The sequence below is a fragment of the Ferrovibrio sp. genome (assembly GCF_035304305.1).
Taxonomy (GTDB): Bacteria; Pseudomonadota; Alphaproteobacteria; order Ferrovibrionales; family Ferrovibrionaceae; genus Ferrovibrio.
This window is the reverse complement of record NZ_DATGQG010000095.1, coordinates 14004-28290: the sequence shown is the minus strand read 5'-3', so window position 1 is coordinate 28290 and position 14287 is coordinate 14004. Positions and strand designations below refer to the sequence as shown.

The window sequence follows — 14287 nt, the reverse complement described above, 5'->3', positions numbered from 1 at the left end:
GACTGTGTACCGTCATTCCCGCTTCGTCCCGTAGCCGCGCGGCGTGTAGACGAAGCGGCGGCCATCGGGCAGCGCGAGCGGCCGGCTGGCGCCGCTGCCGACGATCACCAGGGTCAGCATGTCGACCCTGTCGACATCGAGCTCGCCCAGACTGACATGGGTGATGCGCTCGCCCTCGCGGCCAAGGTTGCGCGCCAGCACCACGGGCGTTTCCGGTGCGCGATGCTGCAGCAGGATGTCCTTCGCCATGGCGAGCGGTTCGCGACGGCGCTGCGACACCGGATTGTAGAAGGCGATGACGAAATCGGCCTCGGCCGCCTTCTTGATGCGCAGCAGGATGGTTTCCAGCGGTGTCAGCAGGTCGGACAGCGAGATGGCGCAGAAATCATGCCCCAGCGGCGCGCCGGATTTCGCCGCCGCCGCCTGCATGGCGGAGACGCCAGGTATGACGGCAATCTCCACGCGCTGCCAGGCCTTCTGCTGCGGCTCGGCTTCCAGCAGTTCGAAGGCCAGCGTCGCCATGGCATAGATGCCGGGATCGCCGGAGCAGACCAGCGCCACCTGTTTGCCTTCCGCTGCCAGATCCAGCGCGAAGCGCACGCGCTTCTCCTCCTCGCCGAGCTCGAAGCGGTGCAGCGCCCTGTCGCCCTGCAGCTCCGGCCAGAGATCGAGATAGAGGCCGTAGCCGACCCAGTCACTGGCCCCGGTGAGCGCGATGCGCGCTTCCGGCGTCAGCCAGTCCGATCCGCCTGGCCCGGTGCCCAGAATGTGCAGCGCGCCGCGCGGCCGCCCCTGCGTCGCGCCGTCAAACGGCGCGGGCGAAAGCGCGATCGCGCAGGTGGCGCGCCGGGACTTCACTTTCGGCACGATCAGTTCGGCGTCACGCCCTGCAGCCGCAAGGGCTGCGCCTTCCGCCACGCCATGACAGCCCACTTCGGCGAAGACGGCGTCGGAGGGATTGGCGAGCCGCGGCGTCTCCTGTTCCAGCCTCGCCGTATCGAAGAAGCGCAGGGGCACGCCGAGCCAGCCGCCGAGTTCCTGGATGGCGCGCTCATCGGCCTTGAGGTCGAGGGAGTAAACGCCGGCGACGGACTCGCGCGCGAGGTTATGCGCGTCGAGGGTCGTCTGCACCAGCCGGATCAGGTCCAGCGGTGAGCAGCCGCGCTCGCAGCCGACGCCGATGGCGAGGCTGCGCGGATGATAGACCAGCCGCTCGCCGCTGCCCTCTTCGGCGAGATGCGTCACGGCAATCGTGAGCGTGCCGCTTTCCTGGTCCAGCGGCAGCTGCGAGCCGGTCAGCCAGGGCGCATGGCCTTCGATGCGGATCGTCGCGCCGCGCAGCATCGCCGCCATGAAGGCTTTTGCGTCCTCCGGATTGGCGAGGCTGTAGCCTTCCGGTGGCTCATCCAGTCCGAGGCCGAAGGCGAGGTCGCCGGCCGTGGTGATGGCGGCCACGCCCTGCAAGGCGGCGGCGATGCGCCGCGCCAGCAGGTTGCCGCCATGATGGCCGCCGAGCAGAGGCACGACGGCGGAACCGTCGGCCGCCACCGAGATCAGCGGCGGCTCGTTCTGCTTGTCGGCCAGATGCGGCGCCACGGCGCGGATCAGGATTCCGGCGGCGCAGAGGCCGATCACCGGCCGTCCGTCCCTGAACAGCGCGGCAATCGTCTCGGTTGCGCTGCCGAGCGGCAGGCTGTGCGGCAGCGCGGCCTCGTCGGGCGCGTAGACGTCCCAGTTCGGAAAAGCGGCCATCAGCACCTGCGCGGCGGGCCGCGCATGGATGCCGAGCAGGATCAGCGCCGGTTTGCCGCTCACCGCGGGGCCCCGTCGGTTCTGTGCACCAGAATCATCGCGAAATAGGGCATTGTCTGCGGGTCGATCTGTTCCAGGGTGAGGATGCGCTGGTTCTGCATGGTGGCGCGTTCGACATAGCGCGCGCGGCCGGCAAGGCCAAGCTTTGTCAGCAGCGCGACGATGCGGGGCCCGTGGCGGCCGGGCTTGATGATCGCCGCGGCCTCGCTCTGCGCGAGCCTCGCGGCGATGGCGTCGTCATCCAGCGGCGCGGGAATGACGGTCAGCACGTCGTTGCGTGACGCCAGCGGCTGGCCCAGCGCGGCCGCGCCGGCGGTGAGCGACGACACGCCAGGCACGACCTCGACCGGAAAGCGCGCGGCCAGCCGGTCGAACAGATGGATGAAGGAACCGTAGAAGAAGGGATCGCCCTCGCAGAGCACGGCGACATCGCGGCCGGCTTCAAGATGGGCGCCGAGATCCTTCGCCGCCTCGTCATAGATCGCCCGGGCAGGAAAGCGTTCGGCGCTGAACGGCATGCGGATCGCGTATTCGGTCTGGTTGCCCGGCAGATGCGGCGCCACGATGCTGCGGGCGAGGCTGTCGCCGCTCTCGGGCGCGGGAAAGGCCAGCACGGGGCAGGCGCGCAGCAGCCGCAGGGCCTTCAGCGTGATCAGCTCCGGATCGCCCGGACCGATGCCGAGGCCGTAAAGCCTGCCGCTCATTTCGTCACGCTCCACTGCGTCACCGGCATCAGCGCATGCCAGCCCTGGAAGCGGCCAACGGGTGCGGCACGCTGCACGCTGATCCGCGTCAGCTCGCCGCCATGGCGAGATTGGGCCTGCGCCACGGCGGCTTCGCCCTCGGTGGTGACGACATTGGCAACCAGCCGCCCGCCGGGCTTCAGCGCATTCCAGCAGAGATCGACCAGACCGTCGGCGAGGATGCCGCCGCCGATGAAGACGGCGTCGGGGGCCGGCCAGTCTTTCAGTCCTGCGGGCGCGCGGCCCTGCCGGATGTCAAGGCCGGGCGCGCCCAGCATGGCCGCATTCCGTGCGATCACGGCGCAGCGGTCCGCGCTCTGCTCGATGGCGATGGCGCGGTTGCGGCGATGGCTGCGCATCCATTCGATGGCAACCGAGCCCGCGCCGGCGCCGATGTCCCAGAGCAGCTCGCCCGGAAACGGTGCCAGCTTCGAGAGCGTCACCGCGCGGATCTCGCGTTTGGTGATGCTGCCGTCATGCTGGTACAGCGCGTCGGGCAGGCCGGGCAGGCGCGTGAGGCCGGGACCGTCATGAAGCTGCACGGCGGTGGTGTTGAGATCGGCGCAGGGATTGTCGCGCCAGGCATCGGCGCGGCCAGTGACGATGCGCTCCTGCGCGCCGCCCATATGCTCCAGCACGGTGAGTTCGGCGCTGCCGAAGCCGCGCGCTGCCAGATAGGCCGCGACCTGCGCCGGCGTTTGGCCGTTCCCGCTCAGGATCAGCAGCCGCGCATGGGGCTGCAGATGCAGTGCCAGCAGATCCAGCGGGCGGCCATGCAGCGTGATGCAGTCCGTCGCATCCAGCGCCCAGCCGAGCCGGGCGGCTGCCAGCGAGAAGGCGCCAGCCTGCGGGATAATCAGCATCTCGGCGGCCGGCACATGGTTCGCCAGGGTGACGCCGATGCCGAACCACATGGGATCGCCGGTCGCCAGCACGGTCACGCGGCGTCCCTTATGGGCAACGATCTCCGCGACCAGATCATCCAGCGGCTTGGTCCAACGCCGCCGCTGCTGGCCCGCGCGCGGCGGCAGCATGGCGAGATGGCGCTCGCCGCCGACCAGCAGTTCAGCGGTGTCGATCAGCGTGCGGGCGGCGGGCGTCAGCCGCTCCGGGCCATCCTCGCCGATGCCGACGACGCTGAGCCAGCGGCTCATTGCGGCTTCCAGGCGGCCAGGGCGTTGATCGCCGCGGCCGCCATCGCGCTGCCGCCACGCCGGCCTTTCAGGGTTGCGAAGGCGATGCCGGTATCGGCATCGATCAGCGCCTGCTTGGATTCGGCGGCGCCGACGAAGCCGACGGGAAAGGCGAGGATCGCGGCGGGCTTCGGCGCGCCGTCGCGCAGCAGCTCCAGCAGGCGGAACAGGGCGGTCGGCGCATTGCCGATCACCGCCACGGCGCCGTCCAGATGCGGCTCCCAGAGTTCCACCGCGGCGGCCGAGCGCGTGATCTGCTTTTCCCGGCCGATCCGGCCCGCGGCCGGCTCGTTGAGGAAGCTGAGGACCGGATTGCCCTTCGGCAGGCGCGAGCGGATCACGCCGTAGGCCACCATGTCGACGTCGCTCAGGATCGGCTTGCCCGCCTGCAGCGCGTCATGGACCGCGCGCGGGAGATCCGGCGTCCAGACCAGGTCGGGCAGGATGTCGGGCATGGCGCAGGCATGGATGAGGCGCAGCGCCATCTCGTCGATGCCCGGCGGCAGATGCGACAGGTCGACCTCGCGCCGGATCAGCTCGAAGCTCAGGCGGTGGATCGTGTCGGGATCGCGCAGGTAGTCGTAGCCCGTCATGGCGTTCCGGTCTTTGCCGGACGACCCAGGCTGCGCGGCCCGAGCGGATGGTCGGCATGGGGATAGGGATGATGCCCGTGATCATGGCCGTGATGGTGCCCATGATCATGGTGGTGAGAATGTCCGGTGCCGATGCCTTCCACGTGATGGTGGTGGCTCCGCTGCGCCAGACCGACCTCATCCTCGAAGCCGAGCATCTGCGCGCGGTATTTGCACATCTGGCAGTTCATGGCGTTGGCGCCGGCAAGAATCTCGTTCAGCCGGTCCTCCAGCACCTCGGGTACCAGCGGATGATCGCTGAGGTAGCCGGCCTTGACGAATTCGATCTCCGGATGGTCGCGGGCGACGAGATCGGTATGCCCGTAAATGCGCTCGACGAGGATGCCGGTGAAGAGGAAATAGGGAAACACCACGACGCGGCGGTAGCCGAGTTTCGCCACATGGCGCAGCGCCGGCTCGACCAGCGGAAAGGTGACGCCGGAATAGGCCGTCTCGCCCCAGCCGAAGCCGAAGCCTTCCCAGAGCAGGCGCATGACCTTGGCGATGCCGGAATTGGCATCGGGATCGGAGGTGCCGCGGCCGACCACCACCAGCGCGGTCTCATGGCGCGGCACGGCGTCGCCGGCATCCTCCAGCGCCTGCCGGATGCGGTCGCCGGCGGCGCGCAGCATCTTCAGGTCGATGCCGAGATCGCGACCACAGGAAATCGCCACGCCAGGATGCTCCGCCTGGTAGCGGTTCAGCACGCTCGGGATGTCGTTCTTGGCATGACCGGCGGCGAACAGCATGCCGGGCAGGGCGAGAATCCTGGTGTTGCCCTTCGCGCGCAGCGCATCCAGGCCGTCGCGGATGACCGGCGTGGCGAATTCCAGGAAGCCGAAATCGACGTCGTATTGCGGCAGGCGGCGCTTCACCCGCTGCGCCAGCGCGGTGAACTCGGCCACGGCGCGGCCGTCGCGGCTGCCATGGCCGCAGATCATGATGCCGGTTTTCTCGAGCCGGACCATCAGAACTCGATGCCCTTCTGCGCCGTCACGCCGGCGCGGAACGGATGTTTGACCTCGGCCATCTCGGTAACGAGATCGGCCGCCTCGATCAGTGCCGGCGGTGCATCGCGGCCGGTGACCACGACATGCAGGTCAGGCGGCCGCCCGTTGAGCACGCGCACCACCTCGTCGACATCGAGAGACCCGTCGCGCAGCATGATGTTGAGTTCGTCGAGGATCAGCAGCTCGTAGAGCGGCTTCGGGCCGCGGCTCGCCTCGATCAGCTCCTGCGCCGCCTCCCAGGCCTGCTTCGCCGCGGCGGTGTCGCGGGCGCGGTCCCGGGCTTCCCGGGTGAAGCCATCGCCCATGGTGCGGATGGTGACCTGGTCGGTGAACTTCTCCAGCACCACGCGCTCGCCGGTGATCCTTCCGCCCCTGACGAACTGCACGATGCCGACGCGCATGCCGTTGCCGATGGCGCGCAGCGCGAGGCCGAAGGCGGCGGTCGACTTGCCCTTGCCCCTGCCGGTATGGACCATGAGAAGGCCCTTCCCGATGGTCCCGGTCGCCGGCATGCGGTCGCGCGCTTTGATCTTGTCCTCGCCCGGAATGTCGTCCGTCATGCCGCACTCATCCGTTCGATCGTTGCCGCCGCGATATTGGTGTGCGGCCGCCACAGCCCGCGCCGGATCGCCTCGCCGAAGCGGGCGGCGATGTCCCTCGCCGCGGCGGGATTGTTCGTCTCGATGAAGCCGCGTGTCGCGTCATCGCCCAGATAGGCATCGTAGAGCAGATCGAAATGCGTGTCGCGCACCAGTCCCGTGGTGGCGGCGAAGGCGAAGAGATAATCCACCGTCGCGGCGATCTCGAAGGCGCCCTTGTAGCCGTGGCGCCGCACGCCCTCGATCCATTTCGGATTGGCGGCGCGGCCGCGCACGATGCGGGCGATCTCCTCCTCCAGCCGGCGGATGCGCGGATTTTCAGGCCGCGAATGGTCGTTGTGATAGGCGGCCGGCGCCTCGCCCGCGGCATAGCGCACGGCGGCCACCGCGCCGCCCTCGAACTGATAGTAGTCGTCGGAATCGAGCAGGTCGTGCTCGCGGTTGTCCTGGTTCTGCACCACCGCGTCCACCTGCGCCAGACGGCCGGCGAAGGCTTCGGTATCCTCCACGCCGTCGCTTTCGGCGCTGTAGGCCCAGGCGCCCCAGGCGATATAGGCGCGGGCGAAATCGTCGGCGCTTTCCCACCCCTTCTCGTCGATCAGCGCCTGCAGCCCGGTGCCATAGGCGCCGGGCCTCGCGCCGAAGATGCGATAGCCGGCGCGGCGCTTCGCCTCCTCCGGCGCGATGCCCTGACTGATCAGTGCCTTCGCCTCGGCGCGGGCACGCGCCGCCAGCGGATTGAGATAGTCCGGCTCGTCCAGCGCCTGCACCGCGCGCACGGCGGCGTCGAACAGCGCCACCTGGGCCGGGAAGGCATCGCGGAAAAAGCCTGAAACCTTCAGCGTGACATCGATGCGCGGCCGGTCGAGCAGGTCGAGCGGCACGATCTCGAAACCGGTGACGCGGCCCGAATGCGGATCCCATGTCGGCCGCGCGCCAATCAGCGCCAGCGCCTGGGCGATGTCGTCGCCGCCGGTGCGCATGTTGGCCGTGCCCCAGGCATTGAGCAGGATCGCATGCGGCCATTCGCCGTGATCCTGCCGGTGCCGCTGCAGCAGCGCGTCGGCCGAGCGCCAGCCGAGCGTCCAGGCCGCCGGCGTCGGCAGGCTGCGCGCATCCAGCGAGTAGAAATTGCGCCCGGTCGGCAGCACATCGGGCCGGCCGCGGGTCGGCGCCCCGCTCGGACCCGGCGGCACGAAGCGGCCGTCGAGGCCGCGCAGCAGATTCTGCATTTCCTCGCGGCCGCAGCGCAGCACGGCGGGCCGCAGCACGTAGTCGATCTCGTGCAGCACCGCGCGCGTCGCCGTCCAGCTGTCTTCGGGCAGTCGTTTGTCGCCGACCAGCTGCTTGGCCAGCAGTTCCAGCCGCTCGACGGTGTCGCCGAAGCTGCGCCAGGGCGCATCGGTGATCATCGCCAGCAAAGGCGGCTTCGCCCCCTGCCACGTGGCGGCGTACTCGACCTCCAGCGGATCGCAGTCCAGCCCGAGATCGGCGCAGAGCGCGCGCAGGATGGAGGCGTTGCCGCCCCTGCCGTCGCCGCGCGGCAGGCGCACCAGCGCCACCAGCAGGTCGATCAGCGCCTCGCCTTCCGGCTTCTCGCCGAAGACATGCAGCCCGTCGCGGATCTGCAGCTCCCTGAGGTCGCAGAGATGGTTGTCGATCTTGAGCAGGGCCGTCTCGGCATCCTCGTCCAGCGTGATGTCGCAATCGGCATCGAGGCCGATGCGGCGCGCTTCCGCCAGGATGCGGTCGGCCAGGAGGGGCAGCCGGCGGCGGTCGAGCCCTGCCGCTTCGTAATACTCGTCCACCAGCTGCTCCAGGGCGGCAAGATCGCCGTAGATCTCGGCCCTGGTCAGCGGTGGCGTGAGGTGGTCGATGATCACCGCCGCCGTGCGGCGCTTGGCCTGGGTGCCTTCGCCGGGATCGTTGACGATGAAGGGATAGAGCTGCGGCAGCGGCCCGAGCACGGCCTCGGGGACGCAGCTTTCCGACAGCGCCAGCGCCTTGCCCGGCAGCCATTCCAGACTGCCGTGCTTGCCGCAATGGATCACCGCATCGGCCTTGAAGCCGTTGCGCAGCCAGGCATAGGCGGCGAAGTAGCTGTGCGGCGGCACCAGATCGGGATCATGGTAGGTGCGCGCCGGATCGATGTTGTAGCCGCGCGCCGGCTGGATCAGCACCGCCACGTTGCCGAGCAGCAGCACCGGCAGGGCGAAGCCGTCCTCGCGCAGATGCGGGTCCGCCTCCGGCTCGCCCCAGCGCGCGATCACCCGCGCGCGCAGCTGTTCCGGCAGGCCGTCGAAGAAGAGGCGGTAGGCGCCGAGCGGATAGCAGACGCGGGCCGGCCGGTGCGGCGCCGCTTCGAGGTCGTTGGTGACGCCCTGGCGCAGGGCCTCGATCAGGCGGTTGCCGCTGACCGGAATGGCGTTCAGCTCGTAGCCGGCATCCTTCATGGCGCGCAGGATGCGCACCACGCTCTGCGGCGTGTCGAGGCCGACGCCGTTGCCGATGCGGCCGTCGCAGTTGGGATAGTTCGCCAGCACGATGGCGACGCGGCGCTCGTCGGGCGACAGGCGCGCCAGCCGCGACCAGCGCGCGGCGAGCTGCGCCACGAAGGCCGCGCGGCCGCGATCGGCCTGCAGCCGCACGATGCTGCATTCGGTGCGTGCGTCGAAACGGGCTTCCGCCTTGAAGGCGACGGCGCGCGAGAGAATCCGGCCGTCGATCTCGGGCAGCGCGACCGCCATGGCGAGATCGCGCGCGTTCAGCCCGCGCGCGCTTTCCTGCCATTGCGCGCGGTCGTTGGAGGCGAACACCACCTGCAGGACCGGGCAGTCGCATTGCGACAGCGGATCGTCGCTCTCGCCGCAGCCGAGCTGCCGGTTCAGCGAACCGATGGCGAAGCTGGTGGCGTTCAGCACCACGTCCGGCGGCGCCTGCTCCAGCAGCGCGGCGACGATATCGGCCGACAGCCGGTCCTTCAGGCTGGTGACATAGATCGGCAGCGGATTGAGGCCGGCCTCCTGCAGCGCCTCGATCAGCGCATGCACCGGCTCGACATCGCCGGCCTGCAGCAGCGCGCGGTAGAAGACGATTGCCGCCACCGGCTGCGCGATGATCGCCTTCTCGGACCAGAAGCCCTGCAGCATCGGCAGGTCGGGATCGCTCTGGCCGGGCCAGTAGATGCCGGCCGGCGGCAGCGGCCGCGCCGGCTGATAGTCGCAGACATGGCCGATCAGCGAGGCGGCATAGCCCAGCGCGTTGCCGAGATTCGCCACGCCGCCTTCGCGGAAATAGGCGAAGAGCTGGCTGCGGGCATCCTCGCCGATGGTGGAGAAGCCATCCAGCCCGGGATCCTCCTGGCGGTCGCCGGGCAGCAGGCAGAGCGCGATGCCGTTGTCGCGGCAGATCCCGCTCAGGCGTTCGACGCCGTAGGACCAGTAGCTCTGGCCGCCGAGCAGGCGCACCACCACCAGCTTGGCGTGCCGGATCACCTGCTCGATATAGAGGTCGACCGAATGGGGATGCGCGAGATGCAGCAGGTTCGCCAGCCGCAGCGCCGGGAATTCCCCGGGCAGCGATGCGGCGGCGGCGCTCAGGGCCGCCAGCTCGGAATCGGCGGCGCTCAGCACGACGATCTTGCCCGGCGTCTGCTTCAGGTCGACGGCGCCATCGGCGGCAACCTGTCCTTCCGGTATGGCGTTGAGCAGATGCAAGGCGCGCCCGTGATGCTCAGGCGGCGAGGGCTGCGCTGATCGCAGCGTCGTCAAGGCCGGCGCGGGGGAAGCCCGGAACGATGGAGGCGGAAATTCTGGTGTCGGAAACCTGAGTCATATCGCAGCGCCCGTCCATCTGACGCCGTCGCAGAGCCGGCTGGCTGGAGAACGCCTGGCCTGACGCCGGCACACCCTGTCCGGCGGCTCCGCTCCGACTGGTGCGATGGCAGGTCTCCGGGCTTGCGGTTCGTCGCGGACCATGCGCCGTCCCGGCTCGAATGCGGCCAGTGGCCTGATGCATGGCGCCCGCCGCCTACCGTAGCGGGGGCTGCCGCGGCCTGGGAGAGTCCTTCTCAGCACCGCATTCCCTTTTCACCGCCGAAGCCCGAAAGCGCCGGCGGACCATCGCAGCGGACGGTAAGCCGGGGTCAGGGGCTTGTCAAACGCACCGGCATCGAAGCCGCTTGTCAAATCGCCGGACGATCGTGCAGAAAGGGAGCGGGTGGATCGCAATCGTCGCGAAACGAGGGAATCTGTCATGAAGCCGAGCCGCACGCTGATTGTATCCGCCATTCTTGCCGGCCTTGCCGGTCCCGCGCTGGCCCATACGGGCCATGATGCCGGCAGCGGTTTTGCCGCCGGCTTCGCCCATCCCTTCGGCGGTCTCGACCATCTGCTTGCCATGGCGGCTGTCGGCCTCTGGGCCATGCAGCAGAATTCCCGCCGCGCGCTGATCCTGCTGCCGGCTGCCTTCGTGCTGCCCATGGCGCTCGGCTTCATGCTCGGCCTTGCCGGTGTTGCGCTGCCCGCGGTGGAAACCGGCATTGCGCTGTCGGTGCTGGTCCTCGGCCTGCTGGTCGCGTTTGCGGTTCGCCTGCCGCTCGCCGCCGCAACTGCGGTGACGGCGCTGTTCGCGCTGTTTCATGGTCATGCCCATGGCACCGAACTGCCGCAGGCCGATCTGGCGCTGACTTATGCTGCCGGCATGGTGTTCGCTACCGCCCTGCTCCATGCCGCGGGCCTGATGGCCGCGAAACTGACGCAGAAGATCGCGCTGCCGTCGCTGGCGCGCGCCGCCGGCGCCGCCTGCGCCGTCGCCGGCCTCGTCATCCTGGTTGGCTGATACCCTCGCAGGGCTTCTGTCCGACCCGCGCTACTGGATCGCGCTGGGCGCTGCCGCGCTCGCCGGTCTGGTGCGCGGCTTTTCCGGTTTCGGCGGCGCGATGGTCTTCATGCCGCTGGCCAGCCTCGTCTTCGAGCCGAAGCTGGCCGCCGTCTGGCTGCTCGCTGCCGACACCATCGCTTCCGTGAGCATGCTGCCCGACGCCGTGCGGCGCTGCGTGTGGCGCGAGGTGCTGCCGCTGGCGGCCGGCGCCATCGTGGCCATTCCCTTCGGCGTCCATCTGCTGGTGATCGCCGATGCCGACACGATCCGCTGGGTGATCTGCATCCTGATCCTGCTCGTCGTCATGCTGATGGCCCGCGGCTGGCGCTACCGGCGGCGGCTCGGTCCGGCGGCGACGCTGGGTACCGGCGCGCTGGCGGGCCTCAGTGGCGGCACCACCGGCCTGTCGGGTCCGCCGGTCGTGCTGCTCTGGCTCGGCGGCCAGGGCAACGCCGCCACCGTGCGCGCCAATCTCGTGTCGTTCTTTTTCATCACCGCCATGGCGATGGTGGCGGCCTACTGGTGGAACGGCCTGTTCACGGCGGAGAGCCTGAGCGGCGCGGTGCTGCTGACGGCGGCCTACTGGCTGCCGCTGTGGATCGGCAGCCATCTCTTCGCGCGCTCCAGCGAGCGGCAGTTCCGCATCGCGGCGCTCGCGCTCTGCGCCTTCGCGGCGCTTGCCGGCCTGCCGCTCTGGCGCGGCTTCTGACGGAGTCTCAGCTGCGCTTGTAGCGCGCGGTGGCCTGCTTCAGCGCCGCCAGCAGCTCGCGCTCGGTCGGGCCGCCATCGCCGGTGATGCGCCGGGCCATCACGACATACAGCGCGTCGATCTGGGCGGCGATGATGTCGAGCTGCCGCGGCCCCGGCAGGCCCATATCCTTGGTGAAGTCGTTCAGCGATTTCGCAAACGCGGTGAGCAGCGGATATTTGAACATGCCGCCCATGCCCTTGATGTCGAGCGACAGCGAGCGGATCGCCCGCATCGCGAGATCGGCGCGGTCGTTGCCGGAAGCGACATCGTCGAGCGCGGCGCGCAGCCGGCGCAGCCGTTCGGCGACATCCTTGGTGAAGGCATCGGTGGCCTTCTCCACCACCTCTTCCAGGCGGCGCTGCTCGTCCGGCATCAGCTTGAGGCCGAAACCCTTCTTGAAATTCACCGCCTTGCGGCGCAGCTCCTGCGGCGGCGGCGTGAAGACCGGCTTTTCCTTCCGAGCCATCAGCGATGCTTAACCCGTCAGCGACCAGGCTTCGGTGGGGGCGCGGCGTTCGGGGCCCTCGTAGTCGGGCAGGCGGCGACGGCGGCGATCGGGGCCGAAATACTCGCCGACGCGCACGAACTGGCGCGGACGCGCGATCGCGGCCGCCAGACGGGTATAGAAGCCGTTCACCGTGTAGGGCTTGGCGACGAATTCCGACACGCCGCAATCGCGGGCGCGGCAGACATATTCCTCTTCCGAATTGGCCGTCATCATGACGATGGGCATCATCCGGTTCGGCGAGGCGGGATCGTTGCGGATCCAGTGCACGATATCCATGCCGGTATGGCCGGTATGGTCGTCGCTCAGGGCCCATTCGGTGATCACGACGTCGATGCGTCCCAGCCGCAGGATGCCGACGGCGGTTTCGAAGTTGCGGGCGCGGTCGATGTACTGGGCATCCAGCATCATCAGGACGTCGCGCACCATCTGGCCCATCAGCTTGTTCGGCTCGACGACCAGGAAACTGATCTTCGAGAAATCGATCCGCTCGTGATCCGCTACATTCTCGTCGCTCACCGGAGACTCCTCCCTGGCGGGATTGCGGCCGGACTGTACTAGAATACGGCGACCGGTAAAAGCTCGCGCTGGTTGAAATTGCGCGAGGCGTTCCTGCCGCTGCCCGGCTTAGTCGCCGGAGCCCCGTGATGTTCCGGATTGGCGAGGCGGTTCCGTCAGTTAACCGGCGGCTGGAAGCTGGCCGGGGCAGGGTCAATCACCCGGCTGCCGCGGCGCTGGACCTCCAGGACGGCCAGGCCGCGTTCCACGATTCCGTCGGCACGGAATCGGAAGATGCCGTCATAGCCGGCGAAGCCGTCGGGATTGGTCAGCACCGGATCGGTGAAGGCGGCCGCGCCGCCCTGGCGGGCGAGAATGCCGGCGAGCGCCGTCGCATCATAGGCGATGCTGGCCAGCCGCGGCGGGCGGCGGCCGAAGGACTGCTCGAAGCGGCGGGCGAAATCGGCGAAGCCCTCCGGCGCCGGCGCGGCATACCAGCCGCCGACGAGCGCCGGCTCGGTGCCGAGGCTCGCCTCGTCCCAGAGGCCGGTGCCGAGGAATTTCACCACCCGCGGATCGATGTCGAAGAAGGGCAGCAGCGGCGCCAGCGCCCGCAGGCGCGCGCCGCCTTCGGGCAGCAGCACGGCGTCCACGCGGGCGGGCGGCAGCTCCGTCCCCGAGGCGGCCGGCAGGGAAGTCGCCGGTGTGGCCGGCGCCAGCGCCGGATCGACCGGGCGCGGCGGCAGGGCGCGCAGGCCGGCGGCGAAGCGGCGCACGACGGGCGTGAGATCGGCGGCGTCGCCGGGATAGCGGTCGACGCGGGCGAGTTCGGCGCCGGCCTGCAGTACCGCTTCGCTCGCGGCCTGTGCAACGGCATTTCCGTAGGCCGAATCCGGCGCCAGCATGGCGAAGCGCGTCATGCCCTTGCTGCGCGAATAGGAGATCACCCGGGCGATCTGCTGGTCGGGGGTGAAGCCGAGCAGGTAGACGCCGTTGCCCGCCACGGCACGGTCGGTCGAGAAGCTGAGCACGCGCACGCCGCGGCTCTGCGCGAGCGGCGCCACCGCGCTGGTGGCGGAGGAAAACAGCGGCCCGATGATGATCTGCGCGCCTTCGGCCAGTAGCTGCGTCGCCGCGGCGGCGGCCTTTTCCGGCTGGCCCGCGGTGTCGCGCGGCAGCAGCAGCAGGCGGTCGTCGGCAAGATCGAACAGCGCCAGCTGGGCGGCATCGAACAGGGCGCGGCCGATTCCGGCATTGGGGCCGCTGAGCGGCGCGAGGAAGCCGATGCGGATCACGTCGGCACCGCCGGGCGGCACCAGGCCGGGCGCGGCGAGCGGCGGCAGAGGCTGGGTCTCGATGCCGTCGGCGGGCATGGCGGGGCGCGGCAGCTGTGGCGCCGGCATGCCGACCGGGGGCACATTGGCCTGGCCGGCGCCGGTCTGGGGCGGGGCGCCGGGGCCAGGCGCGACCCGCTGCGGCGCGCCGCCGAACAGGCCCGGCAGGCCGCCGCGGGTGGCCGGCCCGCTCTGGCAGGCGGCCAGCAGGATGCCGAGAAGGAGCAGCGAGGCCACTTTGGCTGACGTAAACCGGGCCGCTTTATGGTACCTGCAGATTCCGATGCCCATGTCAGACCCGATCCAGCCGTCCCGATCCCCGCCGCCTG

General features: G+C 69.7%; 12 protein-coding genes and 1 riboswitch. Of the genes, 2 read left to right on the top strand and 10 right to left on the bottom strand.

What is annotated here, in order from left to right; translation table 11 throughout:
* Window positions 1-12 precede the first annotated feature (12 nt).
* The 7 genes from cobJ to cobN are packed head-to-tail and all read right to left on the bottom strand — an operon-like array spanning window position 13 to window position 9705.
* Window positions 13-1815 (bottom strand): precorrin-3B C(17)-methyltransferase, encoded by a 1803-nt coding sequence (gene cobJ, locus VKZ87_RS11335; protein WP_324221369.1) that lies wholly within the window; start codon window positions 1813-1815, stop codon window positions 13-15.
* Window positions 1812-2516 carry a precorrin-2 C(20)-methyltransferase gene (cobI, locus tag VKZ87_RS11330; RefSeq protein WP_324221368.1) on the bottom strand — a complete coding sequence of 235 codons (705 nt, stop codon included), beginning with the start codon at window positions 2514-2516 and terminating at the stop codon, window positions 1812-1814. The genes cobJ and cobI overlap by 4 nt, the downstream gene beginning before the upstream one ends.
* Window positions 2513-3709: a precorrin-6y C5,15-methyltransferase (decarboxylating) subunit CbiE gene (gene cbiE / locus VKZ87_RS11325; RefSeq protein WP_324221367.1), complete on the bottom strand. Its 1197-nt coding sequence runs from the start codon at window positions 3707-3709 to the stop codon at window positions 2513-2515. The genes cobI and cbiE overlap by 4 nt, the downstream gene beginning before the upstream one ends.
* Window positions 3706-4341: a precorrin-8X methylmutase gene (locus tag VKZ87_RS11320; RefSeq protein ID WP_324221366.1), complete on the bottom strand. Its 636-nt coding sequence runs from the start codon at window positions 4339-4341 to the stop codon at window positions 3706-3708. Before VKZ87_RS11320 ends, cbiE begins: the two co-directional genes overlap by 4 nt.
* Entirely contained in the window at window positions 4338-5348 is a 1011-nt protein-coding gene (locus tag VKZ87_RS11315) for a sirohydrochlorin chelatase (RefSeq protein ID WP_324221365.1), read from the bottom strand. Before VKZ87_RS11315 ends, VKZ87_RS11320 begins: the two co-directional genes overlap by 4 nt.
* Complete coding sequence (cobO, locus tag VKZ87_RS11310; RefSeq protein WP_324221364.1) at window positions 5348-5950, bottom strand: cob(I)yrinic acid a,c-diamide adenosyltransferase; 603 nt, start codon at window positions 5948-5950, stop codon at window positions 5348-5350. The genes VKZ87_RS11315 and cobO overlap by 1 nt, the downstream gene beginning before the upstream one ends.
* On the bottom strand, window positions 5947-9705 hold the full coding sequence (cobN, locus tag VKZ87_RS11305) for a cobaltochelatase subunit CobN (protein WP_324221363.1): 3759 nt from the start codon (window positions 9703-9705) through the stop codon (window positions 5947-5949). The genes cobO and cobN overlap by 4 nt, the downstream gene beginning before the upstream one ends.
* Before the next feature lie 208 nt (window positions 9706-9913).
* Window positions 9914-10127, bottom strand: a riboswitch (cobalamin riboswitch).
* A 116-nt stretch (window positions 10128-10243) separates the two neighbouring features.
* Here cobN and VKZ87_RS11300 point away from each other — a divergent pair.
* Window positions 10244-10828 (top strand): HupE/UreJ family protein, encoded by a 585-nt coding sequence (locus VKZ87_RS11300; RefSeq protein ID WP_324221362.1) that lies wholly within the window; start codon window positions 10244-10246, stop codon window positions 10826-10828.
* Complete coding sequence (locus VKZ87_RS11295) at window positions 10821-11579, top strand: sulfite exporter TauE/SafE family protein (RefSeq protein WP_324221361.1); 759 nt, start codon at window positions 10821-10823, stop codon at window positions 11577-11579. Before VKZ87_RS11300 ends, VKZ87_RS11295 begins: the two co-directional genes overlap by 8 nt.
* A gap of 7 nt (window positions 11580-11586) precedes the next feature.
* Here the strand turns inward: VKZ87_RS11295 and VKZ87_RS11290 are convergent, their stop codons facing one another.
* The 3 genes from VKZ87_RS11290 to VKZ87_RS11280 form a co-directional block, all read right to left on the bottom strand.
* Window positions 11587-12087, bottom strand: coding sequence for a hypothetical protein (locus VKZ87_RS11290; protein WP_324221360.1), 501 nt, complete (start codon window positions 12085-12087; stop codon window positions 11587-11589).
* Window positions 12088-12096: 9 nt separating this feature from the next.
* Window positions 12097-12645, bottom strand: a complete 549-nt coding sequence (locus tag VKZ87_RS11285) for a response regulator (protein WP_324221359.1) — start codon at window positions 12643-12645, stop codon at window positions 12097-12099.
* A 155-nt stretch (window positions 12646-12800) separates the two neighbouring features.
* Window positions 12801-14195 (bottom strand): penicillin-binding protein activator, encoded by a 1395-nt coding sequence (locus VKZ87_RS11280; RefSeq protein WP_324221358.1) that lies wholly within the window; start codon window positions 14193-14195, stop codon window positions 12801-12803.
* Window positions 14196-14287 lie beyond the last annotated feature (92 nt).

Coding starts and splice junctions, on each gene's coding strand:
- cobI (WP_324221368.1), bottom strand. CDS start 2,516: ATGAGCGGCAGGCTTTACGGCCTCGGCATCGGTCCGGGCGATCCGGAG.
- cbiE (WP_324221367.1), bottom strand. CDS start 3,709: ATGAGCCGCTGGCTCAGCGTCGTCGGCATCGGCGAGGATGGCCCGGAG.
- VKZ87_RS11320 (WP_324221366.1), bottom strand. CDS start 4,341: ATGACGGGCTACGACTACCTGCGCGATCCCGACACGATCCACCGCCTG.
- VKZ87_RS11315 (WP_324221365.1), bottom strand. CDS start 5,348: ATGGTCCGGCTCGAGAAAACCGGCATCATGATCTGCGGCCATGGCAGC.
- cobO (WP_324221364.1), bottom strand. CDS start 5,950: ATGACGGACGACATTCCGGGCGAGGACAAGATCAAAGCGCGCGACCGC.
- VKZ87_RS11300 (WP_324221362.1), top strand. CDS start 10,244: ATGAAGCCGAGCCGCACGCTGATTGTATCCGCCATTCTTGCCGGCCTT.
- VKZ87_RS11290 (WP_324221360.1), bottom strand. CDS start 12,087: ATGGCTCGGAAGGAAAAGCCGGTCTTCACGCCGCCGCCGCAGGAGCTG.